This is a genomic window from Nesterenkonia sp. PF2B19, assembly GCF_001758425.2.
GTDB classification, from domain to species: Bacteria; Actinomycetota; Actinomycetes; order Actinomycetales; family Micrococcaceae; genus Nesterenkonia; species Nesterenkonia aethiopica.
The window spans coordinates 1-22,098 of the sequence record NZ_MDSS02000016.1 but is presented as its reverse complement, the minus strand read 5'-3'; the positions used below and the strand labels follow the sequence as shown (position 1 = coordinate 22,098).

The following is a 22,098-nucleotide window of genomic DNA, read 5'->3' as shown; positions in this document are numbered from 1 at the left end:
CCTGTGACCACCATGACTCCCCGCTCCTCAGCATCTGACACACCGGCTGTGCCTCGCCCGCCGGCCGTCGCCCCGCTCGCCGACGGTCTGCGCGTCGAGACGTTCCCGATCGAGCCCGACGCCTCGAGCGACGGACGCGCGGCCGCCTTCACCCGGAGCGTGGCCCAGGGGTTCTATGAGGGGTGGCTCTCCGCCGCGAACGTGGAGCGCTGGCAGGAGGCCTTCGTGGAGGACGGCCAAGTGCTCACCGGTGTGTACGTGGACCCCGGCCACGCCGCCCTCGAGCCCTGGGGCGGGGCCCTGGAGCGCCTCGGGCACGGCCCGGAGCATCCGGTGGGCACCTTCGTGGAGTGGGACAAGACCCTCAACCTCGGGGCGGGGCTCCTTCCGGCCCGCCTGATCTCCGGGGTGACCGTCAACCCGGGCTTCCGACGTCGGGGGATCCTCAGCCACATGATGACCGCGCGGCTGGCCGCCGCGGTGGACGACGGACTGCCGGCGGCCGCGCTGACGGTCTCCGAGGGCGGCATCTACGGCCGATTCGGGTTCGGCGCCGCCACCCGGGAGCAGCGGATCCGCCTGAACACCACACCTGCCGGTGACGGCTTCGCGCTGCGCGGCGCACCCACCGGCACGGTCCTGCCGGTGGACCCGACGCGGCTGGGCGATGTCCTCGCGGAGGTCTTCGCCGTCCAGCATGCCCGTGAGCGCGGCTCGGTGGGGCGCCACGCCGCCTACCGGAACTACGCCACAGCCCGGTGGAGCCGCGACGACGCCACCTCCTGGGATCGGGCCGTGCGGGGCATCGTCCACGTGCGCGACGACGGCGAGGTCGGCGGCTGCGCCGTCTTCCGCTTCTCCGGCTGGGACAGCGAGCCACCGACGATGGAGGTCATGGACATGGTCTCCCGGGACGCGACGAGTCGTGTCGAGCTGTGGCGCCACCTGGCGGAGATGGACCTGGTGCGTCGGGTGACCTTCTCCCGCGCTCCGCTCGAGGATCCGCTGTCCCATGCGCTGGTGAACCCCCGCGCCCGTGAGGTCGTCGGGGAGACCGATGTGCTGTGGGTCCGTGTCCTCGACGTCGCGCAGTGCCTGCAGGCTCGGGACTGGGGCGCGGACGGGCAGATGCTGCTGCAGGTCGAGGATCGGCTGGGCATCGTCGACGGCGCCTACCGCGTGGAGGTCCACGAGGGGTCGGCCCGGGTGGAGGCCCTCGTGGGGGAGCCGTCACCGTCGGATGTGGGGCACCGGCTGCCGGTGGTGACCCTCGATGCCGAGACGCTGGGCTCGCTGCTGCTCGGCGACGTCTCAGTGTGCGCCCTGCACGCCGTGGGTCGCCTCGCCGTGGACGGGGGAGCGACCGAGGAGCAGGAGCTGCTGGCCCGTCTGTCGGCCAGCTGGGACCTGCCCACGGCGCCGCACTGCGCGACGCACTTCTGATCGGTCGGCTGCGGCCGCCGTCAGGGCGATCCGACCGTCTCTGGGTGCCGTCGCACGGCGGATCAGGACCCGGCCGCCGCCCGGTTGAACCCGATTGGCCGCGCAGTATAGACTGGGCGGGCGCGTTCTGCGCACAGAGTCGAATCAGACCTCTGACACTGATCCTGCTCGGCCCTGACGCCCTGTGGCGCCTGGGCCGGCAGTCTGTCATTCGTCCGTCGCTCAGTGCATGGAGAACCGTGCACTGACCAGTCCAGCACACAATCCATATCGGAGCCCCTACTACATGACCACCACCGCAACCGCCCCGCAGGTCGCCATCAACGACATCGGCACTGCTGAGGAGTTCCTCGCCGCCGTCGACGAGACCATGAAGTACTTCAACGACGGCGACCTCGTGGAAGGCACCATCGTCAAGGTCGACCGTGACGAGGTCCTTCTCGACATCGGGTACAAGACCGAGGGCGTCATCCCGTCCCGCGAGCTGTCCATCAAGCACGATGTCGACCCGGACGAGGTCGTCGCCGTCGGCGACCAGGTGGAGGCTCTGGTCCTCACCAAGGAGGACAAGGAAGGGCGTCTGATCCTCTCCAAGAAGCGTGCGCAGTACGAGCGCGCCTGGGGCGACATCGAGCGCATCAAGGACGAGGACGGCGTCGTCTCCGGCACCGTCATCGAGGTCGTCAAGGGCGGCCTCATCCTCGACATCGGGCTGCGCGGCTTCCTGCCGGCCTCCCTGGTCGAGATGCGTCGCGTCCGCGACCTGGCCCCGTACATCGGTCAGGAGATCGAGGCCAAGATCATCGAGCTGGACAAGAACCGCAACAACGTGGTTCTGTCCCGCCGGGCGTGGCTGGAGCAGACCCAGTCCGAGGTCCGCTCCTCCTTCCTCAACAAGCTGGAGCGCGGCCAGGTCCGCACCGGCACCGTCTCCTCGATCGTCAACTTCGGTGCCTTCGTGGACCTGGGCGGCGTCGACGGTCTGGTGCACGTCTCCGAGCTCTCCTGGAAGCACATCGACCACCCGAACGAGGTCGTCGAGGTCGGCCAGGAGGTCACCGTCGAGGTCCTCGAGGTGGACATGGACCGCGAGCGTGTCTCGCTGTCCCTGAAGGCCACCCAGGAAGACCCGTGGCAGACCTTCGCCCGCACCCACGCCCTCGGCCAGATCGTGCCCGGCAAGGTCACCAAGCTGGTGCCCTTCGGCGCGTTCGTGCGCGTCGAGGACGGCATCGAGGGCCTGGTGCACATCTCCGAGCTCGCCGTGCGCCACGTGGACCTGGCGGAGCAGGTCGTGTCCGTCGGCGAGGAGCTCTTCGTCAAGGTCATCGACATCGACCTGGAGCGCCGCCGCATCAGCCTGTCGCTGAAGCAGGCCAACGAGGGCGTGGACCCCGAGGGCACCGAGTTCGACCCGGCGCTGTACGGCATGGACGCCGAGTACGACGACGAGGGCAACTACAAGTACCCCGAGGGCTTCGACCCGGAGACCAACGAGTGGATGGAGGGCTTCGAGGAGCAGCGCGCTGCCTGGGAGGCTCAGTACGCCGCCGCTCAGGAGCGCTGGGAGGCCCACAAGAAGCAGGTGGCCGCTGCCATCACCGCCGACGCCGAGGCCGTCGCCCAGGCATCTGTGGGCGGCAGCAGCAGCAGCTCCAAGTCGTCGGAGCCGGCTCCGTCCAACTACTCCTCGGCTCAGCCGACCGAGGACGCGGGCACCCTGGCCTCTGACGAGGCGCTGGCCGCTCTGCGGGAGAAGCTGACCGGCAACGCCTGATCCGCACGGATCTGCTGAGTCGCTGAAGGCCCCGTCCCACCTCTGGTGGGGCGGGGCCTTCGTCGTGGGCGGCGGCGAGCCGGGCGACGCCGGGTCAGCGTCGTCTGGTCGACTCGGTGACGGTGAAGGTCGGGTTCCGTGCGAGCTGCCGGGTGGGGCCCACCCGGCGTTCGAGGACCGGCCGGTGTCGCAGGTGGGAGTTCCAGACGCACACCAGGTGGCCGCCCGGAGCCAGCACCCGACCGGCCTCGGCGATGAGCCGGTGGGCGACCGTGGGGTCCACCGCGTTGCCCCGGTGGAACGGGGGGTTCAGCAGGATGGTGGAGACGGAGCCGTCCGGCCAGCGGGACAGCCCGTCGTCTCGGACGGTGCGGACCCGGTTGGCGACGCCGGCCGCCTCGGCGCTGAGCCGCGTGGAGGCCACGGCGGAGGCGGACTGGTCCACGGCGGTCACCTGAAGGTCGGGGTCACGGAGGGCCGCCCACACGGCGATGGTGCCGTTCCCGCAGCCCAGGTCCAGCAGTGTGCCGTCGGCGGAGGGCAGCGCCTCGGCGGACCCGTCGGCCAGAGTGCTGAGCATCAGGCGCGTGCCCGGGTCCAGGCTGGTCCCGCCATAGACGGCCCCCTGTGCGTGCAGCGTCAGCGGCGGCGGGAGGCCCAGGTCGGAGACCCCCGAGTGGTCCTGACGTCGGGGGAACGGGGCGGTGCGTCCCCGGCGCGGTCCTCGGGCGGTCAGCACACGGGCCTTGCCGCGGCCGCGCCCGGGCACCACGTCGGTGAAGCAGGCGGCCAGCACCTCGTTCATGGAGCGGGTCATGTGCTTGTCCCGTCCGCCGGCGAGCAGGACGACGTCGTCGGCGGCGTGCTCGGCCACCAGCCAGGTCCAGTCCTGAAGGGTCTCCAGAGCACGGGGAAGCGGCATCAGCACGGTCCGGGCCCCGGCGACCAGCTCCTCGGTGACGCCGCAGGTCCGGGGGAGCGCCTGGAGGCTGTCGGTGAGACCGTGCCGGACGGCGTTGGCCTGTGCGGCGAGCTCCCCGCTGCGGGCGTCCTGACCCGTGCGCAGCGTCAGTGGGCGCAGCTCCGGCGGCGCGGCCAGCAGGCTCAGCGTCAGTGCGCCCCAGCGGTCGTCGGCCACGGCGACGGCGTCGCGGGGATGTCCGGCCGTCCACCAGGCGCCGCCGTCTCCAGCAGCAGCCGGTCGGCGGCATCGGCGCCGGGCCCTTCGGGAGGGTGCTGATCGAGGTCGTCGAGGAGCGCGAGGGACGTCAGGGCCGAGGGCCGGACCGCCGGCGTCCGGCCCTCCGGCACAGGGGACGCGGGGACGTCAGAAGGGCTCATGGCCTCTGCTCCACCCAGATGTGGCCGTCCTCCTGCAGGCAGGGGCGCCCCGAGCTCAGCTGGGCGAGCCGTGCCTCGAGGTTCTCGCGCTCCTGGGCCGTGTCGTCGACGGCCAGGCTGAGCCGGGCGGTCGCGTCGGTGCTGTACTCGGTGCTGTACTCGGTGCTCATCACGGTCACCCCGGCGGCCCGGAGCTCGTTCTCCCAGCGCCCGACGACCGCGACCGGCGCCGGCAGACTCACCTGGCGCAGGCGACGGCGTCGGCGCAGCAGGCCGTGGGCGCGCGCCTGCTCGACCGCGGCGACCACGGAGTCGGAGTAGGCGCTCACAAGTCCGCCGGCGCCCAGCAGAGTGCCGCCGAACCAGCGCACCACCACCGCGGTGACATCCGTGAGGTCCTGTCGTCCGTCCATGGTGGTGGCGTGTGTGAGGGCCTCCAGCATCGGTGCCCCGGCGGTGCCGGAGGGCTCCCCGTCGTCGTTGCCGCGCCGGAGCTCCTGGGACGGTCCGATCACCCAGGCGCTGCAATGGTGCCGAGCGGTGTGGTGTTCGCGGCGCAGCCGTTCGACCAGCGCTTGGGCGTCTTCGAGCGTCGGGGTGCGTCGGAGCACGGTGAGGAACCGTGACTTCCTGCGCTCCAGCTCGACGACGACCTCGGCGTCCTCGGTGAGGACGGTGCTCAGGCGGCCGGCGAGGGAGGGGCTCATGGGCCACCAGTCTAGAGGAGCTCGCCGAACCTGCTGGCATTCAGGTGATGATCAGCCGATGTTCAGGAGTCATTGCGGACCATCATGAATGCCGTTCCCGTGAGGGGATGATCCGCGGCGAAGATGACATGCGGAGGGGTGCCGAGGGCCTGGTCGCGGGAGGCGACGGCCCGTAGAGTGTACGCATCCACCTGGGGCTACACGCCGTCATCGGTGAAAACGTGAAAACAATCCCATATTCTCCTACGGTGAGTGACACGTTCCGGAACACCGAGACCGCACCTTGAGATCGGCGCCCCGGACACCAGGCAGACCGACGAAAGGCATCCTGATGCTCGAAAGGTTCCACGACCTGTTCAGACTGCGGACAAGCCCTGTGGTGTTCTTCGCCTCGGCGGCGATCATCCTGGGATTCGTCGTGCTCACCCTGCTCAACCCGACCGGCATGGGGGAGTTCTTCGGCACCGGATCGGGGTGGATCTATGACAACCTCGGCTGGTTCTACGTCTCCGGCGTGACGATCTTCCTGCTCTTCCTCATCTACATCGCCCTCGGACGCTTCGGACGGATGCGCCTCGGTCAGGACGACGAGACCCCTGAGCACTCGGACGTCTCCTGGTTCGGGATGCTCTTCGCCGCTGGGATCGGAACGATCCTGATGTTCTGGGCCGTGGCCGAGCCGGTGAACCACTTCGCGAACCCGCCGCGGGGCATCTCCGCGGACGAGGCCGCGGAGATCGTCGACGGCGGAGGCAGCGTCGACCCCACCACCGTGGTCGGCGGCACCGCGGAGGCGGCGTCCGAAGCGATGGGCTTCACGCTGTACCACTTCGGACTGCACACCTGGACGATCTTCACGCTTCCCGGCCTGGCGTTCGCCTACTTCATCTACAAACGCAACCTTCCCCCGCGAGTGTCCTCCATCTTCCAGCCGCTGCTGGGGGAGAAGATCCACGGACCGGCCGGGAAGGCCATCGACATCCTGGCGATTGTGGGCACCGTCTTCGGCGTGGCGGTGTCGATCGGTCTGGGCACCATGCAGATCAACTCGGGTCTCGCGGAGCTCTTCGGCATCGACGAAGGGGCGCTGTCTCAGATCATGATCATCACCGCGGTGACGATCGTGGCCCTGATCTCTACGCTCCTCGGGGTGAACCGAGGCATCAAGCGGCTCTCCAACTTCAACATCTGGGTGGCCATCGCGCTGCTGGTCTTCATCCTGATCACGGGGCCGACCGTCTACCTGCTGCGCGGCATGATCGAGTGGACGGGCGTCTATGCGGCGATGCTGCCCGAGCTGGCGTTCTGGAACGACACGATGGCGGACACCGGCTGGCAGAACGGCTGGACCATCTTCTACTGGGCCTGGACCATCACCTGGTCGCCCTTCGTGGGGATCTTCATCGCCCGCATCTCACGGGGACGCACCGTCCGGCAGTTCGTGGCCGGAGTCCTGGGGCTGCCCACGGCGTTCACCATCATCTGGTTCGGCGTCTGGGGCACCGGAGTCTTCGACATCGAGATGCACGGCGACGGGGGCCTGGTGGAACGCGTGGTCGGCGAAGGAGACATCCCCGGGGCGCTGTTCGCCTTCCTCGGCGACTTCCCGCTGGTGACGTTGACCTCGGCGGTCGCGATCATGCTCGTCTCGATCTTCTTCATCACCTCCATGGACTCCTGCGCCCTGGTGCTCAACGACATGTCCTCAGGCTTCGAGGGCAAGGTGCCGGCCCATCAGAAGGGCTTCTGGGCGGTGTCCATCGGCCTGATCGCGGCGATCCTGCTCACCGCCACAGGCGACGGCGGCCTCGAGGCCCTGCAGAACGTGGCCATCGTGCTGGGCCTGCCCTTCTTCCTGCTGGGCTATCTGATGATGTTCAACCTCTCTCGAGCTATGCGGGAGGATGCCGGAGAGGTCGGCTACCTGCGGACCCGTCGCTGGCTGAAGACCCTGCCGCCCGAGGAGTACGAGCGCCGCATGGAGGAGGCCGACGACTCCCTGGTCGAGGCAGTGGTGGCCCCCGACTTCCAGGAGGGCACCCAGCCGGAAGGCGCCCCGGAGGTGGAGCACGTCGAGCAGCCGGAGATCGTCGAGGAGTATCGGATCCGCACGGGAGAGACCCCCTTGGTCGACCCGACGGACCCCGACGGCGTCCGGCGCTGAAACGGGCACGGGCACGGCGGGTCGGACCGCGGTCCGACCCGCCGTGCCCGTGGACCTCGCCGCCTGTTCCCTTCACCGGGGCCGGAGGCGCAGCGGAGCCCCGTCCCGGGGGACGTTGGTGATGTTGCGCAGCCGCGTCCCGGCCGGCCGGTCCGCCACCGGATCCACACGGCGGAGCACCTCTCTGAGGACCTCCACGCCCTCCATCTGGGCGAAGGCCGCCCCGAGGCATCGGCGGACGCCGCCTCCGAACGGGATCCAAGCCCCCGGGTCGTGAGTTCCGTCGAGGAACCGCTCGGGGGCGAAGTCCTCCGGGTCCGGCACGAGCTGCGGATCCATCTGGGTGAGCATGATGGCCGGGGCCACGGTGACCCCGGCAGGGATCCTCCAGCCGCCGATGTGCTGCTCGGTGCGCAGGGTGCGTGCCACGAAGTCGATGATGGGGTGCCGCCGGATCGCTTCCTTCAGGCAGGCCTCCAGGTAGTCGTCGTCTCCGACGTCGGCAGCATGCCGCGCCCTGCGCCGCACCTCGTCATGGCGGCCGAGCTCATGCAGGGTCCAAGCCAGCGCCGAGGCCGTGGTCTCGTACCCGGCCAGCACCAGGGTGATCAGCTGGTCGCGCAGCTGGGCGTCGTCCAGCCCGGCGTCGATCAGCATCGACAGCACGTCATCCCCCGAACTGCCGGCTCCCGAATCGCCGACTCCCGATCCGGCGTCGAGTCGGGATCCGTCCTCAGGTCGGGCTCCCGAAGGAGCCGCGGTCCGGCGGGCGGCCAGCTCCTCCGCGATGATCTCGTCGAGCTGCCGCAGGTTCCTGCGCTCGGCGCGCCACGGAGGAATCCCGCGCAGTCGGGGATACAGCCAGCCCAAGGCGACCACAGGCCCCACCTCCACGAGCCGCAGCACCCGCGGCCGAAGACGTTCGAGACGGTCGGCCGAGGTCACGCCGAACACGACGTGGAGCATGATGTCCAAGGTCACCGCGCTCATCCGGTCCAGGGCGTCGATCCGGTCTCCGGGCCGCCAGCCGGAGACCTCCGCGGCGACCAGGCGTCTGACCGTCTCTCGGTGACCCTGGACCGCACGGGGTGAGAACGCGGGCATCAGCGCTCGGCGCAGGGCCCGGTGATCCTGGCCGTCGGTGAGCATGACCGACTGATCACCCATGGCGGCACGCAGCACCTCATTGCCCCCGGCTCCGCTGAACTCCCAGGAGTCGCCGGCGAAGATCTGACGGATGTCCTCAGGGTCCGAGAACAGCACGACGGTCTGCGGACCCGGCAGCAGCCGGAGCGTGAAGGTGGAGCCATAGCGGGCACGCAGCCGAGGGAAGGCACGCATCCTTCCGCCGTAGGTCATCAGGGTCTGGGCCGTGGCCGGCAGGCGAGGACCGGGTGGAAGCGTCATGGGCGGATTCTTGCATAGACTCGTCCCATGACCCGACCTTCCTCCGCCCGCCGGCCCGGCCCCGGCGGCGACCCGGATGTGGAGTCACCTGCGCCCTCGACTCCGGCCCCCGGGACCGGTGGCACCGTGCTGGTGGGCCTGACCGGAGGGATCGCCTCCGGGAAGTCGGCGGTCGCTCAGAGGATGGCCGCCCGGGGCGCCGTCGTGATCGACGCCGACGTCCTCTCCCGCTACGCGCTGCAGCCCGGGGGTGAAGGCCTGGCGGAGGTCGCCGAGGCCTTCGGAGAGTCCGTGCTGACCGCCGAGGGAGCGCTGGATCGGGCCGCGCTGGGCGCGATCGTCTTCTCCGACCCCGAGGCGCGTCGGCGGCTCAACAGCATCGTCCATCCCCGGGTGCGTCAGCAGGCTCGGGCGCTGCGCGAGCAGGCTCCGCCCGGCAGCGTGGTGGTGGAGGACATCCCCCTGCTCGTCGAGACCGGGCAGGCCGACCGCTTCGACCTCGTCGTGGTGGTCCAGGCCCCGGAGGAGGAGAGGGTCCGCCGCATCGTCGAGGATCGGGACGGCACCGAGGCGGACGCCCGAGCGCGGATCGAGGCGCAGGCCACCGATGCGCAGCGCGCGGAGGTCGCCGACGTCGTGCTGGACAACTCCGGGAGTCTGGAGGATCTGGAGGCTCGGGTGGACGAGCTGATGGACCGGCTGTCCCGGTCCGACCGCGGAGGTCTCATCGGCCGAGCCTGAACGGGCGTCGCGGGGCAGGGCGCCCGGACAGTCCGGGATGGGCGGTCCGGATCAGCTGTGCGGGATCGACGGTCCCGGATCGAAGACATCTTCGAGCGTGAGGCGGTAGGCTGTCCTGGGGGCCGGAACCTGGCCCGCGAGACCCATGGACGGGAGGCGAGTGGACGATGTCTCTGGCGCCGAAGATCAGCCGCACAGTGGCTCCCTTCGAAGTGGTCAGCCCCTATCAGCCCTCCGGCGACCAGCCGAAGGCGATCGAGGAGCTGGCCGAACGCATCGAAGGCGGCGAGAAGGACGTCGTGCTCATGGGCGCCACGGGCACCGGCAAGTCGGCGACCGCCGCCTGGCTCGTGGAGCGGGTGCAGCGCCCGACGCTCATCATGGTGCAGAACAAGACGCTCGCCGCCCAGCTGGCCAACGAGTTCCGCGAACTGTTGCCGCACAACGCCGTCGAGTACTTCGTCTCCTACTACGACTACTACCAGCCCGAGGCCTACGTTCCGCAGACGGACACCTTCATCGAGAAGGACTCCTCCATCAATGAGGAGGTCGAGCGGCTCCGGCACTCCGCCACCAATGCGCTGCTGACCCGCCGGGACGTCGTCGTCGTGGCTACGGTCTCGTGCATCTATGGTCTGGGCACTCCGGAGGAGTACATCGCCCAGATGGTGCCGGTGCGGCGTGGGGACACGCTGGACCGCGATGATCTGTTGCGCCGATTCGTGGGGATGCAGTACGTGCGCAACGACACCGACTTCCACCGAGGGACCTTCCGGGTGCGCGGGGACACGGTGGAGATCATCCCCATGTACGAGGAGCTCGCGGTGCGCATCGAGTTCTTCGGCGACGAGATCGAGGCGATCCACACCCTCCATCCGCTCACGGGCACCGTGGTGCGTGAGGAGGAGGAGATGTACATCTTCCCCGCCAGCCATTACGTGGCCGGCGACGACCGCATGGCGAAGGCCATCACCGCCATCGAGGACGAGCTGCGCGAGCGGCTGGCCGAGCTGGAGTCCCAGGACAGGCTGCTGGAGGCCCAGCGGCTGCGCATGCGCACGACCTACGACCTCGAGATGATGCAGCAGATGGGTTTCTGCAACGGCATCGAGAACTACTCGCGGCACATCGACGGCCGGCCTCCGGGATCCGCTCCGCACTGTCTGCTGGACTACTTCCCGGACGACTTCCTGCTGATCGTCGACGAATCCCATGTCACGATCCCGCAGATCGGCGGCATGTACGAAGGGGACATGTCCCGGAAGCGCACACTCGTGGAGCACGGGTTCCGTCTGCCGTCGGCGATGGACAACCGGCCGCTGACATGGGACGAGTTTTTGGAGCGGATCGGGCAGACCGTCTACCTCTCGGCGACTCCGGGCCCCTACGAGCTCGGCATCTCCGACGGCGTGGTCGAACAGATCATCCGCCCCACGGGACTCATCGATCCCGAGGTGGTGGTGAAGCCGACGAAGGGCCAGATCGACGACCTGCTCGGCGAGATCCGCCAGAGGACGGCGCGCGACGAACGGGTGCTGGTCACCACGCTGACCAAACGCATGGCCGAGGACCTGACGGAGTATCTGCTGGACCACGGGATCAAGGTCGAATACCTCCATTCCGACGTGGACACCCTCAAGCGTGTGGAGATCCTCCGCGACCTGCGCAGGGGCGTCCACGACGTCGTCGTGGGGATCAACCTGCTGCGGGAGGGTCTGGACCTGCCGGAGGTCTCCCTGGTGTCGATCCTGGACGCGGACAAGGAAGGCTTCCTGCGCTCCACCCGTTCGCTGATCCAGACGATCGGCCGCGCCGCCCGCAACGTCTCCGGACAGGTGCACATGTACGCCGACCGGATCACCGACTCCATGCGTCAGGCCATCGACGAGACCGAACGGCGTCGGCAGATCCAGAAGGCCTACAACGACGAGCACGGCATCGACCCCAAGCCGCTGCAGAAGAAGATCGCCGACATCACCGACCAGCTGGCCCGCGAGGACGCCGACACGGCGGACCTGCTGCAGGGCATGGGCGGGCTGGCCACCGGCTTCGAGTACGGCAAGGGCCATCGCGGCTACACCGGCTTCGAGGGCTCCGCCTCGGGTGCGGCCGCACAGGATGCCGGGTCCCCGGAGGCGGCTTCGGCGGGAAGCATCGCGTCGACGACGCCGGCGGCCGACCTGGCGGACCTCATCGAGCAGATGACCGGGCAGATGCACCACGCCGCCGAAGAGCTGAACTTCGAGCTGGCCGCCCGGCTCCGGGACGAGATCGGGGACCTGAAGAAGGAGCTGCGCCAGATGCAGCAGGCCGGACACGACTGAGCACGGCCAGGGATCCGGTTCCTGGCTCCTTCAGGGCCCGCCCGCGCCTGCGGGTGTATGCTGATCTCTGCGTGAGGGAGTATCCGTCAGCGGTGTGCACGTCAGCACGCGGGTCGTCGTCGACCTGCCGGGCACAGCGGTCGGGAGCCGGCAGATCCATCAGGATCGCGCAGGCGTCCGGGGGAGAGACTCGCGAGGACCACCCACATCCTCGTGACTGTCGAAAGGACCCTCTCCTGTGGAGATCACACCCCTGGTCTGGGGACTCACCATCCTGCTCATCGTCGGCCTGCTGGCCTTCGACTTCGTCTTCCACGTGCGCCAGGCGCACATCCCTAGCATCCGGGAGGCCGCGGTCTGGTCGGCCCTCTACATCGGCGCTGCCCTGGCCTTCGGACTCGTGTTCCTCGCCATGGGCGACCCTGCCCTGGCCACCGAGTACTACGCAGGCTATGTCACCGAGAAGGCGCTCTCGGTGGACAACCTGTTCGTCTTCCTGGTGATCATCGCCAGCTTCAACGTCCCCCGGGAGGACCAGCAGAAGGTCCTGCTGTTCGGCATCGTCTTCGCCTGATCGCCCGCACCGCCTTCATCCTGGTCGGGGCCGGCCTCATCCATGCCTTCTCCGACGTGTTCTACCTCTTCGGCCTCATCCTGCTGGTCACCGCCGTCCAGCTGCTGAAGAAGGGCGCCGCGGGAGAGGACGCGGCCGAGGAGGCGGACAACATCATCATTCGTCTGGCCCGGCGTTTCCTGCACACCACCGACCACTACGACGGCGACCGGCTCGTCACGCGGGTGGACGGGAAACGGATGCTCACGCCGATGCTGCTGGTCATGGTGGCCATCGGCGGCACCGACATCCTCTTCGCCGTGGACTCGATCCCGGCGATCTACGGGCTGACCCAGGAGCCGTACATCGTGTTCGCGGCCACGGCGTTCTCGCTGATGGGGCTGCGGCAGCTGTACTTCCTGATCGACGGGCTGCTGGACCGGCTGGTCCACCTGTCCTACGGTCTGGCGGTGATCCTCGGCTTCATCGGGGTCAAGCTGGTGCTCCACGCCCTGCATGAGAACAACCTGCCGTTCATCAACGGCGGCGAGAACGTTCCCGTGCCGGAGATCTCCACGGGGCTCTCGCTCATCGTGATCGTCGCGGTGCTGGCCGTCACCGTGATCAGCTCGCTGCTCACCTCGGCAGCCCGCGCGCGGCGCGAGGACGAGGAGCACGCCGCGCAGAGCTCATGAGGGAGGCGTCTCCTGAGCGGAGCTGCCCGACGATCGTCTCATGTGGAGTACCGCGCTGACGGCGCCTGAGCCTCCTCCGCGGCGTCAGCCCGGCCGTCCCGGGCGCCTGCTGAGGCGTCAGTGCGGTGCAGCAGCTCCCGCAGGATCCTCGCTCCATCGTCGTGCAGACCGTCGTGGTGGAACTCATCGGTCTCCCACACGCTGAGCCCGCGGACCCGGGAGGCGGTCTCCAGGGAGAGCTCGCGGGCCACATAGACGTCGTCGGTGTAGACGGCGGCCGCCGTGGGGACCTCGTTCCGTGCCAGCTGATCCAGGTCGTAGAGAGGCTCCCAGTCGTCGACGTCGGCCAGTCGGTCTGCGGCCTCCGCCAGGGGTGCCAGCGCGGGGTCCAGCGCCAGGTGGTGGCGCAGGATCATCTCTCCGGTGAGCATCGGGGAGGTCCCGGTCGGGCAGAACTCGGGGTGGTCTTCGAGCACGCGCTCAGCCGCCCAGCCGGTGTCGCCGCGGCCGTCCGTCATCTCGGCGGGCTGACCGTAGATCGATTCGTGCATCACCGCATACATGGGGGCCGCTGCGAAGGAGATCTGCTGGTGGACTGCGTGCAGGAACGTGTCGGACAGCGCGTCGGTCCCCGGCGCGACGAAGGCCTCCTCGAGCAGGTAGTGCAGAGAGTCGGCCCGCGTGTTCCCACCCAGCAGCATGCCCACCGACTGCAGACGGGGGACCGTCAGCGGGGAGCCGTCCGGAAGGAGCACCTCGTGGCGGTGGAGGTGATCGACGATCTCGTCCAGCCTGTCGCGGTCCTCGGGGAACCGGGCGAAGTGCTCCCGGTTCCGGGCCGCCATCTTCGCGTAGGTGGCTTGGTACACCCGGTCGGCGTGGCCCGTCAGAGGAGGAAGGCCGCCCGTGATGAGTGCCCTGTCCAGTGAGTCGGGGAAGAGGGACAAATAGGTCAGGGTGCAGAACCCGCCGAAGCTCTGCCCCAGCACGCTCCAGCTCTGCAGGCCCAGGTGCCGACGGAAGGCCTCGGCGTCGTGGACGATGGCGTCAGCCCGGAAGCGTCGCAGATAGGCGGCCTGCTCCGCTGCGCGGCCCCTGCGGAGCACCGAATGGCGGGTCAGCGGGGTGGACAGGCCGGTGCCTCGCTGGTCCAGCATCAGGATGCGGAAGCGGCTGCCGGCCTCCTGCATCCACGCCGGGGTCCGCGCCGGACGGGTGCCCTTGCCGCCGGGCCCGCCCTGCAGAAACAGCAGCCAGGGCATCCGGGCCACGTGGTCCTCACCACGGGCGGCGGCCTCCGGCGTGACGAACTCACGGGCGAACAGGTCGAGGCCTTCACCGTCGGGGGCCGCGTGGTCCAGGGGGACCCGCAGCCGGTGCTCCGTCAGGCGGGTGCCGTCGAGGAGGGTGCGGACAGGGGAAGACGTCAAGGTCATGCTGTCTCTCTCTGCTGGCCGGTCCCGCTCTGTCGGCTGGCCGGGCGTGCGTCGTCGTGGGGCTCCTCAGCGGTGCTCTGCCGCTGAGGTGGGACGATGGGAGCTGACTCGGGCGAGGTGGTCAGCTCCCACCGCGGATCAAGTGTGGCACACGGCACAGCCGGAGGTCATCCCGCCGGACTGGTGGGCTGCGACGACGGTCAGGCTGCCGGCTCGTGGTGGACCTCGCCGACGTGATCGACCAGCACCACCGGGGCGCCGACCTCGTCGGAGGAGGCCAGATCGATCCAGGCGTGGATCGCCCAGTCGTGATTGCCGTCGGCGTCGTCGAGGACCTGCACCGCCCGCCAGAAGCCCGGGCGGCCCTCCGGCGACTCATCGATGCGGATGAGCGCCGGGCCGCGGGAGGAAGCATCGGTGAACACATCGTCGTAGACGTCGAAGAACGTGTCCATGGCCTTCCCCCACCGTTCGGCGTCCCACCCGGAGTCCCCGTCGAGCTGCTCGAGCTGCTGCTCCTTCTCCTGGGCGAAGAGCTCGGCCCGCAGGAACATCGCGTTGCGCACCATCACGCGGAAGGCCCGCACATTGTGGGTCACGCCCTCCGGTTCTGCCGGCGCCTCGGCACTGAGCTCGAGATCCTCCGCCGTGGAGTCCTCGGCCCCGGAGGCCAGCCGCTCCCACTCCTCGAGCAGCGAGTTGTCGGTCTGGCGGATCATCTCGCCGAGCCACTCGACCAGATCCTCCAGCGTCTCGGTCACCTTCTGCTGCGGCACGGTCTGGCGCAGCGCCTTGTAGGCGTCGGTGAGATACCGCAGCAGCACTCCCTCCGAGCGGGTGAGCTGATAGTGGTTGACCATGTCGACGAAGCCGAAGGCCCGCTCGACCATGTCCCGTACGACAGCCTTGGGCGACAGCTCATGGTCGCCCACCCAGGGCGCCGAGGTCCGATACACCTCGAACTGCTGGGTCAGCAGCTCGCCCAGCGGCTGGGGATGGGTCATCTCATCGAGATGCGCATCCGTTCCACATAGTCCACACCCTCGGCCTTCAGCTCACCGATCTTCTCGGACTTGAGCTTCTTCACCTGGGCGCCGGTCACCTGATACGGAGTCTCCAGGATCGCCTCGATCACGGAGATGACGTCCAGGGCGTAGGTCTCCGACTCCGGGTCCAGGAGCTCCAGCGCGGCGACGGCGAAGGGGGCCAGCAGCTGGTTCAGCGCGAAGTCGTCCTGCAGGTCGAGCGTCAGGTCCACTGTGCGCCCGTCCTCGTCGGGAGCCTCCAGCCGCTCCAGCACGCCAGCGGTGAGCAGCTCCCGCAGGATCTGCAGCGCCCGCCGCTGGAGGATCGCCTGCCGGGCCGGGGTCTCGTCGGAGCCGCGGATGAGCCGACGCATGGCCAGGATCGGGTCCTCAGGGCGTTGCAGGAGCTGCAGCACCATCGCATAGCTGATCTGCATGCGTGAGACCATCGGCTCCGGCGTCGCCTCCACGAGTCGGTCGAAGGACTTCTCCGACCAGGAGACGAAGCCGTCGGGCGGCTTCTTCTTCCCCGTGGAGCGGACCGCCTGGGCGACCTTCTTCTCGTCGTCCCCGTGCTTGGCCCGCGCCTTGCGCAGCGCCTGCTCGTTCTCGATGACATGCTCGGGGGCCTGCACGACCACCCGGCCCTCGGTGTCGAAGCCGGCGCGCCCCGCCCGTCCGGCGATCTGGTGGAACTCACGGGCGTTGAGCTGGCGCGTCCGCTCGCCGTCGTACTTGCTCAGGGCGGTGAGCACTACGGTGCGGATGGGCACGTTGATGCCGACGCCGAGGGTGTCGGTGCCGCAGATGACCTTCAGCAGCCCGTCCTGGGCGAGCTGCTCCACGAGGCGCCGGTACTTGGGGAGCATCCCGGCATGGTGGACGCCGATGCCGGACCGCAGCAGCCGATTGAGCACCTTGCCGTACCCCTTGGCGAAGCGGAAGGTCTCCAGACGCTGCCGGATGCGCTCCCGGTCCTCCTTGCCGGCCACGTTCAGCGAGGCGAGCCCGGCGGCACGTTCCGCGGCCTCGCGCTGGGAGAAGTGCACCACGTAGACCGGCGCCTGTCCGTCGGCGACGAGGTCCTCGAGCTTGTGCTGCAGCGGCGTGGTGGAGTACTCGAAGTGCAGCGGCACCGGACGCTGGACCGAGGAGACGGTGACGACGTCTCGGCCGGTCCGCTCGGCGATGCGGCGCTCGAAGCGGCTGGTGTCGCCGAGGGTGGCGGACATCAGCAGGAACTGGGCCTGGGGAAGCTCCAGCAGGGGCACCTGCCAGGCCCATCCGCGCTGGGGGTCCGCATAGAAGTGGAACTCGTCCATGATGACGGGCCCGACGTCGGCCTCCGTGCCGTCGCGCAGAGCTTCGTTGGCCAGGATCTCCGCCGTGCAGCAGATGATCGGGGCGTGGGCGTTGACCGCCGAGTCTCCGGTCACCATCCCGACGTTCTCCGCGCCGAAGATCTCCACGAGCGCGAAGAACTTCTCGGAGACGAGCGCCTTGATCGGAGCGGTGTAGACGCTGCGTTCGCCGCGGCACAGGGCGAAGAAGTGGGCGGCCGTGGCCACCAGGGACTTCCCGGAGCCGGTCGGGGTGGCCATGATGACGTGCCGCCGGTCCGCGAGCTCCAGGACAGCGTCCTCCTGGGCGGGGTAGAGGGTGATCCCACGCTGGGCGGTCCATCCGGTGAAGGCCTCGACGAGGCTCTCGGGGTCGGGGATGCCGTCCGCAGCGGGGACAGGACGCAGGGAGTCGAGTCGCAGGGCCGCCACTACCAGCCGCGCTCCCGCCACGCGGCGAGCTCGGGCCGTTCCGCGCCCAGCGTCGTGGGGTCGCCATGTCCGGGGTGGATGACGGTGTCGTCCGGGAAGGCCGCGAAGAGCCGCGCCTCGACGTCGTCGATCAGCGTGCGGAAGTCCTCTGCGCTCCAGGTCTTTCCGACGCCGCCGGGGAACAGCGAGTCTCCGGTGAAGATGTGGGTGGGGCCGTCTTCGACGGGGTACACGAAGGCCACCGAACCAGGGGTGTGGCCGCGCAGCTGGATGACGTCCAGCGCGATGCCGTCATACTGCACCAGGTCGCCGTGGTCGACCCGACGGTCGATCCGCACGCCTTCGGCCTCCTCGATCGCACCGGCGTCGTCCTGTCCCGCGACCGTCTCCACGTCGGCGGCGAGCTCGGGCAGCGCGCGGATGTGGTCCCAGTGACGATGCGTGGTGAGCACGGCGCGCAGCTGCGGCGCGCAGGGGGTGTCGACGGCGGCTTCGGCCAGCATCGCGCGGATCGCCGGGACGTCGTCGGCGGCGTCGATGAGCACCTGGACCCCGGACTTCTTCGCGGTGAGCAGGTAGACGTTGTTGCTCATCTCGGAGACCGCGACGCGGCGGACGGTGATCGCCGGAAGGTCATGGATCAGAGAGCTGTCGGTGGCCATGGGTGACAGTCTATGGTCTGCTGTCGATCAGACGCCATGGCGATGCCGAGCCCTCGGCCGGATCCTCGGCTGCGCTGTGGGTCGAGTCCTGAGTCGGGCTGGGGGCCGGCCTCGCTGCGCTGTCCCCGAGCGGCACATCAAGAAGGTGCTCGAGTGCATCTCGGAGCCCCTGCGCGTCGTCGACCACGACGTCGGCGCCGGCCTGTTCGAGCTCCCCGGCCGGGGCGCTGCCCCACCGCACGCCGACACAGGGGATCCCATGGGCCTGGGCGCCCTCGACGTCGAAGATCCGATCCCCGACCATCGCCGCTCGGGGCCGAGAGGGGCCGCCGCTCGGATCGCGGTCCGAGGCGCGGGCCACGTCCCTCAGCGCGGCCGCGAGGATCGGCGCCTTGCCGGCATGGGGCACGGTCTCGTCCGGATCCGAGCCTGCGACGACGTCGACGGCGCCCGCCAGGCCCTGGACCTCGAGCAGTCGCTCCGCCAGCGGCTGCGGCTTCGAGGTGGCCACCGCCAGGGCGACGCCTGCCTCCCGCAGGTCGGCCAGGAGCTGCCGGAGTCCGGGGTAGACCTTGGAGGCCGCCATGCCGTGGGCGAGGTAGCCGGCTCGATAGTGCGCCACGAGGCCCGGCAGCATCTCGGTGGTCACGCCCGGCAGGGACAGCAGGCTGGCGGCGAGCGGCGGGCCGACCATGCCCTCCAGCGTAGGCTGGTCGGGCACGTCGATCCCGTGCGCGGCCAGGGCCGCGGCGATGCCGCCGGTGATCGAACCGGCGGGGTCCACGAGGGTGCCGTCAAGGTCGAAGAGGACGAGGGGAGCGCCGTCGTCTGCGGAGGGCTCGTCGTTCTGCAGGGCGGGGGAGGTGGGGCGGGTCGTCACGCCTCCATCCTGCCATCCGGGTCCGTGCGGCCGGCGAACGGCCCGGGTGATCGAATATTTGTTCGATCGAAGGTGCGGGCATACACTGGTGCGCGTGTCTGAGCCAGTTGCCGCGATCGACGGCGCCGTGATCGAATCCGTCGACGACTACTACAGCCGGGGTGCGCGCCGGAAGTCCGGCGCCAACGGCACCGTCGGTCGCGCCGAGGCGGACCGCATCGTCGTCCAGGGGGCCCGGGAGCACAACCTGCACGACGTGGCCGTGGAGCTTCCGCGCAACGCTTCATCGTCTTCACCGGCCTCTCCGGCTCGGGGAAGTCCTCCTTGGCGTTCGACACCATCTTCGCCGAGGGGCAGCGGCGGTACGTCGAGTCGCTCTCGGCGTACGCGCGCATGTTCCTCGGACGGGTGGACAAGCCCGACGTCGACTTCATCGAGGGGCTGTCGCCGGCGGTCTCCATCGATCAGAAGTCGACCTCGCGGAACCCGCGGTCGACGGTCGGAACCGTCACCGAGATCCATGACTATCTGCGTCTGCTCTGGGCCCGCATCGGCGTTCCGCACTGCCCCGTGTGTGGAGAGCGGATCGAGCGGCAGACCCCTCAGCAGATCGTGGACCAGATCCTGGACCTGCCGGTGGGAGCCCGCTTCCAGGTCCTGGCGCCGGTCGTGCGCGGGCGCAAGGGCGAGTTCAAGGACCTCTTCCGAGACCTGGCCGGACAGGGCTTCGCCCGGGCCGTGGTGGACGGCGAGCAGATCCAGCTCAACGACCCACCGGTGCTCGAGAAGCAGATCAAGCACCACATCGACGTGGTCATCGACCGCCTGGTCATCCGGGAGGGCATGCGCCAGCGGCTCACCGATTCGATCGAGACTGCTCTGCGTCTGGCAGAAGGACGAGTGGTGATCGACCTGGTGGACCTGGCGGAGGACGGCTCGCCGGAGAACCCCGAGAAGGTGCCGGACGGCCTCGAAGGCCCCAAGCTGCGCAGCTTCTCCGAGAACCTGGCCTGCCCCAATGAGCATCCGCTGTCGATCGATGAGATCGAGCCGCGTTCCTTCTCCTTCAACTCGCCCTTCGGCGCCTGCCAGACCTGCTCGGGCATCGGCTCGCGGCTCGAGGTGGACGAGGAGCTGGTCATTCCGGACGACACGCTCTCCCTGGCCGACGGAGCGATCGCCCCCTGGAACCGGGGGAAGGCCTCCAGTGAGTACTGGCTGCGGCTCATCCGCGCGCTGGCCGAAGACCTCGACTTCTCCCTGGACGTCCCCTGGCGAGAGCTTCCCAAGAAGGCCCGGAAGGCGTTGCTGCACGGGCGGAACCACAAGGTGGTCGTCCAGTATCGGAATCGCTTCGGCCGAGAGCGGAAGTACTCCACTGGTTTCGAAGGCGTGCTCTCCTACATCCATCGCAAGTATGAGGAGACGGAGTCGGACAACGCCCGGGACCATTACGAGCAGTACATGCGTCAGGTGCCGTGTCCGGACTGCGACGGGCAGCGCCTGAACCCCGCCTCACTGTCCGTCCTGATCGAAGGTCGGTCCATCGCCGAGGTCTCCCGCAGCCCGCTGGACGAGATCGTGGCGTTCTTCTCGGGTCTGAGCCTCTCCGCCAGAGATGCGACCATCGCCGAGCAGGTGCTCAAGGAGATCCTGGCGCGGCTGAACTTCCTGCTGGACGTGGGCCTGGGATACCTGAACCTGGAGCGGGCGGCCGGCACGCTCTCCGGCGGCGAGGCGCAGCGCATCCGGCTGGCCACGCAGATCGGCTCCGGGCTGGTGGGTGTGCTCTATGTGCTCGACGAGCCCTCGATCGGTCTGCACCAGCGCGACAACACCCGACTCATCCAGACGCTCACGCGTCTCAGGGACCTGGGCAACACCCTGATCGTCGTGGAGCATGACGAGGACACCATCGGCGAGGCCGACTGGGTCGTCGACATCGGTCCGGGAGCCGGAGAGCGCGGCGGACGGATCGTGCACTCCGGATCCGTGGAGGGCCTCAAGGCCAATGAGGAGTCCATCACCGGCGACTATCTGGCCGGTCGGCGCGCGATCGCCGTGCCGCCGTCGCGGCGCCCCGTGGACCCCCAGCGCAGCCTGCGCATCGTCGACGCCCATGAGAACAACCTCGCCGACGTCAGCGTGGACATCCCGCTGGGCGTCTTCCTGGCCGTCACCGGAGTCTCGGGCTCCGGGAAGTCCACCCTGATCAACGAGATCCTCTACAAGTCGCTGGCCAACAGGCTCAACAACGCCCGGCAGGTGCCGGGGCGGCACCGTCGCATCGACGGAGTGGACCATCTCGACAAGGTCATCCACGTCGACCAGAGCCCCATCGGCCGCACCCCGCGGTCCAACCCGGCCACCTACACCGGCGTCTTCGACCACATCCGGAAGCTGTTCGCCGAGACGCAGGAGTCCAAGACCCGCGGATACCAGCCGGGACGGTTCTCCTTCAACATCAAGGGGGGCCGCTGCGAGGCCTGCTCCGGCGACGGCACCCTGAAGATCGAGATGAACTTCCTGCCGGACGTCTACGTGCCGTGTGAGGTCTGCCAAGGGGCGCGGTACAACCGCGAGACGCTCGAGGTGCACTACAAGGGGAAGAACATCGCCGAGGTCCTCGACATGCCGATCGAGGAGGCCGCAGAGTTCTTCTCCGCGTTCGCGCCCATCGCCCGGCACCTCACCACGCTGGTGGACGTGGGCCTCGGGTACGTGCGCCTGGGTCAGGCCGCGACCACGCTCTCCGGCGGTGAGGCCCAGCGAGTGAAGCTCGCCTCGGAGCTCCAGAAGAGGTCCAAGGGCCGCAGCATCTACGTCCTGGACGAGCCCACCACTGGCCTGCACTTCGAGGACATCCGCAAGCTGCTCGGCGTCCTGCAGAGCCTGGTGGACAAGGGCAACACCGTGGTGACCATCGAGCACAACCTGGACGTCATCAAGTCTGCCGACTGGATCATCGACCTCGGGCCAGAAGGGGGCACAGGCGGCGGAAGGATCGTCGCGGAGGGGACTCCCGAGGCCGTCGCCGCGCAGGCGGACCACACCGGTTCGCACACGGGTCGCTTCCTGGGGCATCTGCTCTGATCGACCCCGTCCTGCGGGCGGACGGCGCCGGGCGACGCCCGGGCGACGCCCGGGGCGACGCCCCGGGGCGGAGGGTGG

12 protein-coding genes and 3 pseudogenes are annotated in these 22,098 nt (G+C 69.2%); 7 read left to right on the top strand and 8 right to left on the bottom strand.

The features are described 5' to 3' along the window. The first annotated feature begins 48 nt into the window (after positions 1-48). Positions 49-1,443, top strand: a complete 1,395-nt coding sequence (locus BCY76_RS06680; RefSeq protein ID WP_070160153.1) for a GNAT family N-acetyltransferase — start codon at positions 49-51, stop codon at positions 1,441-1,443. A 286-nt stretch (positions 1,444-1,729) separates the two neighbouring features. Continuing rightward, positions 1,730-3,220, top strand: coding sequence for a 30S ribosomal protein S1 (rpsA, locus tag BCY76_RS06675; RefSeq protein WP_070160151.1), 1,491 nt, complete (start codon positions 1,730-1,732; stop codon positions 3,218-3,220). A 94-nt stretch (positions 3,221-3,314) separates the two neighbouring features. Here rpsA and BCY76_RS06670 read toward each other — a convergent pair whose 3' ends face one another. From BCY76_RS06670 to BCY76_RS06665, 3 genes are read right to left on the bottom strand one after another with little or no spacing between them, the layout of a single operon-like run. Next, a complete protein-coding gene (locus BCY76_RS06670) occupies positions 3,315-4,358 on the bottom strand; it encodes a class I SAM-dependent methyltransferase (protein WP_139827662.1) in 1,044 nt (347 codons plus the stop codon). After that, positions 4,331-4,561 carry a hypothetical protein gene (locus BCY76_RS17485; protein WP_139827661.1) on the bottom strand — a complete coding sequence of 77 codons (231 nt, stop codon included), beginning with the start codon at positions 4,559-4,561 and terminating at the stop codon, positions 4,331-4,333. The genes BCY76_RS06670 and BCY76_RS17485 overlap by 28 nt, the downstream gene beginning before the upstream one ends. Next, positions 4,558-5,268 carry an IMPACT family protein gene (locus tag BCY76_RS06665; RefSeq protein WP_070160149.1) on the bottom strand — a complete coding sequence of 237 codons (711 nt, stop codon included), beginning with the start codon at positions 5,266-5,268 and terminating at the stop codon, positions 4,558-4,560. The genes BCY76_RS17485 and BCY76_RS06665 overlap by 4 nt, the downstream gene beginning before the upstream one ends. 331 nt (positions 5,269-5,599) lie before the next feature. Between BCY76_RS06665 and BCY76_RS06660 the strand changes: the two genes are divergently transcribed. Beyond that, positions 5,600-7,432 (top strand): BCCT family transporter, encoded by a 1,833-nt coding sequence (locus BCY76_RS06660; protein WP_070160147.1) that lies wholly within the window; start codon positions 5,600-5,602, stop codon positions 7,430-7,432. 72 nt (positions 7,433-7,504) lie between these two features. Here the strand turns inward: BCY76_RS06660 and BCY76_RS06655 are convergent, their stop codons facing one another. Beyond that, positions 7,505-8,839 carry a cytochrome P450 gene (locus BCY76_RS06655; RefSeq protein WP_070160145.1) on the bottom strand — a complete coding sequence of 445 codons (1,335 nt, stop codon included), beginning with the start codon at positions 8,837-8,839 and terminating at the stop codon, positions 7,505-7,507. A 183-nt stretch (positions 8,840-9,022) separates the two neighbouring features. Here BCY76_RS06655 and coaE point away from each other — a divergent pair, with 183 nt between their 5' ends. The 3 genes and pseudogenes from coaE to BCY76_RS06640 all read left to right on the top strand — a co-directional run. Next, a complete protein-coding gene (gene coaE, locus BCY76_RS06650) occupies positions 9,023-9,580 on the top strand; it encodes a dephospho-CoA kinase (protein WP_237090015.1) in 558 nt (185 codons plus the stop codon). Positions 9,581-9,747: 167 nt separating this feature from the next. After that, positions 9,748-11,904, top strand: coding sequence for an excinuclease ABC subunit UvrB (uvrB, locus tag BCY76_RS06645; protein ID WP_070160143.1), 2,157 nt, complete (start codon positions 9,748-9,750; stop codon positions 11,902-11,904). A 238-nt stretch (positions 11,905-12,142) separates the two neighbouring features. Next, positions 12,143-13,116, top strand: a pseudogene (locus BCY76_RS06640) (TerC/Alx family metal homeostasis membrane protein); the annotation flags it as partial. Positions 13,117-13,190: 74 nt separating this feature from the next. Here the strand turns inward: BCY76_RS06640 and BCY76_RS06635 are convergent. The 4 genes and pseudogenes from BCY76_RS06635 to BCY76_RS06620 form a co-directional block, all read right to left on the bottom strand. After that, complete coding sequence (locus tag BCY76_RS06635) at positions 13,191-14,588, bottom strand: alpha/beta fold hydrolase (protein WP_070160142.1); 1,398 nt, start codon at positions 14,586-14,588, stop codon at positions 13,191-13,193. Positions 14,589-14,788: 200 nt separating this feature from the next. Then, positions 14,789-17,376: pseudogene (locus BCY76_RS06630) on the bottom strand (DEAD/DEAH box helicase). Between the two features lie 8 nt (positions 17,377-17,384). Beyond that, positions 17,385-18,047: an MBL fold metallo-hydrolase gene (locus BCY76_RS06625; protein ID WP_085437397.1), complete on the bottom strand. Its 663-nt coding sequence runs from the start codon at positions 18,045-18,047 to the stop codon at positions 17,385-17,387. Between the two features lie 10 nt (positions 18,048-18,057). Next, positions 18,058-18,927 (bottom strand): HAD hydrolase-like protein, encoded by an 870-nt coding sequence (locus BCY76_RS06620; RefSeq protein ID WP_070160141.1) that lies wholly within the window; start codon positions 18,925-18,927, stop codon positions 18,058-18,060. A gap of 217 nt (positions 18,928-19,144) precedes the next feature. Here BCY76_RS06620 and uvrA point away from each other — a divergent pair. Beyond that, positions 19,145-22,020, top strand: a pseudogene (gene uvrA / locus BCY76_RS06615) (excinuclease ABC subunit UvrA). Positions 22,021-22,098 lie beyond the last annotated feature (78 nt).

Coding starts and splice junctions, on each gene's coding strand:
- uvrB (WP_070160143.1), top strand. CDS start 9,748: ATGTCTCTGGCGCCGAAGATCAGCCGCACAGTGGCTCCCTTCGAAGTG.
- rpsA (WP_070160151.1), top strand. CDS start 1,730: ATGACCACCACCGCAACCGCCCCGCAGGTCGCCATCAACGACATCGGC.
- BCY76_RS06625 (WP_085437397.1), bottom strand. CDS start 18,047: ATGGCCACCGACAGCTCTCTGATCCATGACCTTCCGGCGATCACCGTC.
- BCY76_RS06660 (WP_070160147.1), top strand. CDS start 5,600: ATGCTCGAAAGGTTCCACGACCTGTTCAGACTGCGGACAAGCCCTGTG.
- BCY76_RS06635 (WP_070160142.1), bottom strand. CDS start 14,588: ATGACCTTGACGTCTTCCCCTGTCCGCACCCTCCTCGACGGCACCCGC.
- BCY76_RS06665 (WP_070160149.1), bottom strand. CDS start 5,268: ATGAGCCCCTCCCTCGCCGGCCGCCTGAGCACCGTCCTCACCGAGGAC.
- coaE (WP_237090015.1), top strand. CDS start 9,023: ATGGCCGCCCGGGGCGCCGTCGTGATCGACGCCGACGTCCTCTCCCGC.
- BCY76_RS17485 (WP_139827661.1), bottom strand. CDS start 4,561: ATGAGCCCTTCTGACGTCCCCGCGTCCCCTGTGCCGGAGGGCCGGACG.
- BCY76_RS06655 (WP_070160145.1), bottom strand. CDS start 8,839: ATGACGCTTCCACCCGGTCCTCGCCTGCCGGCCACGGCCCAGACCCTG.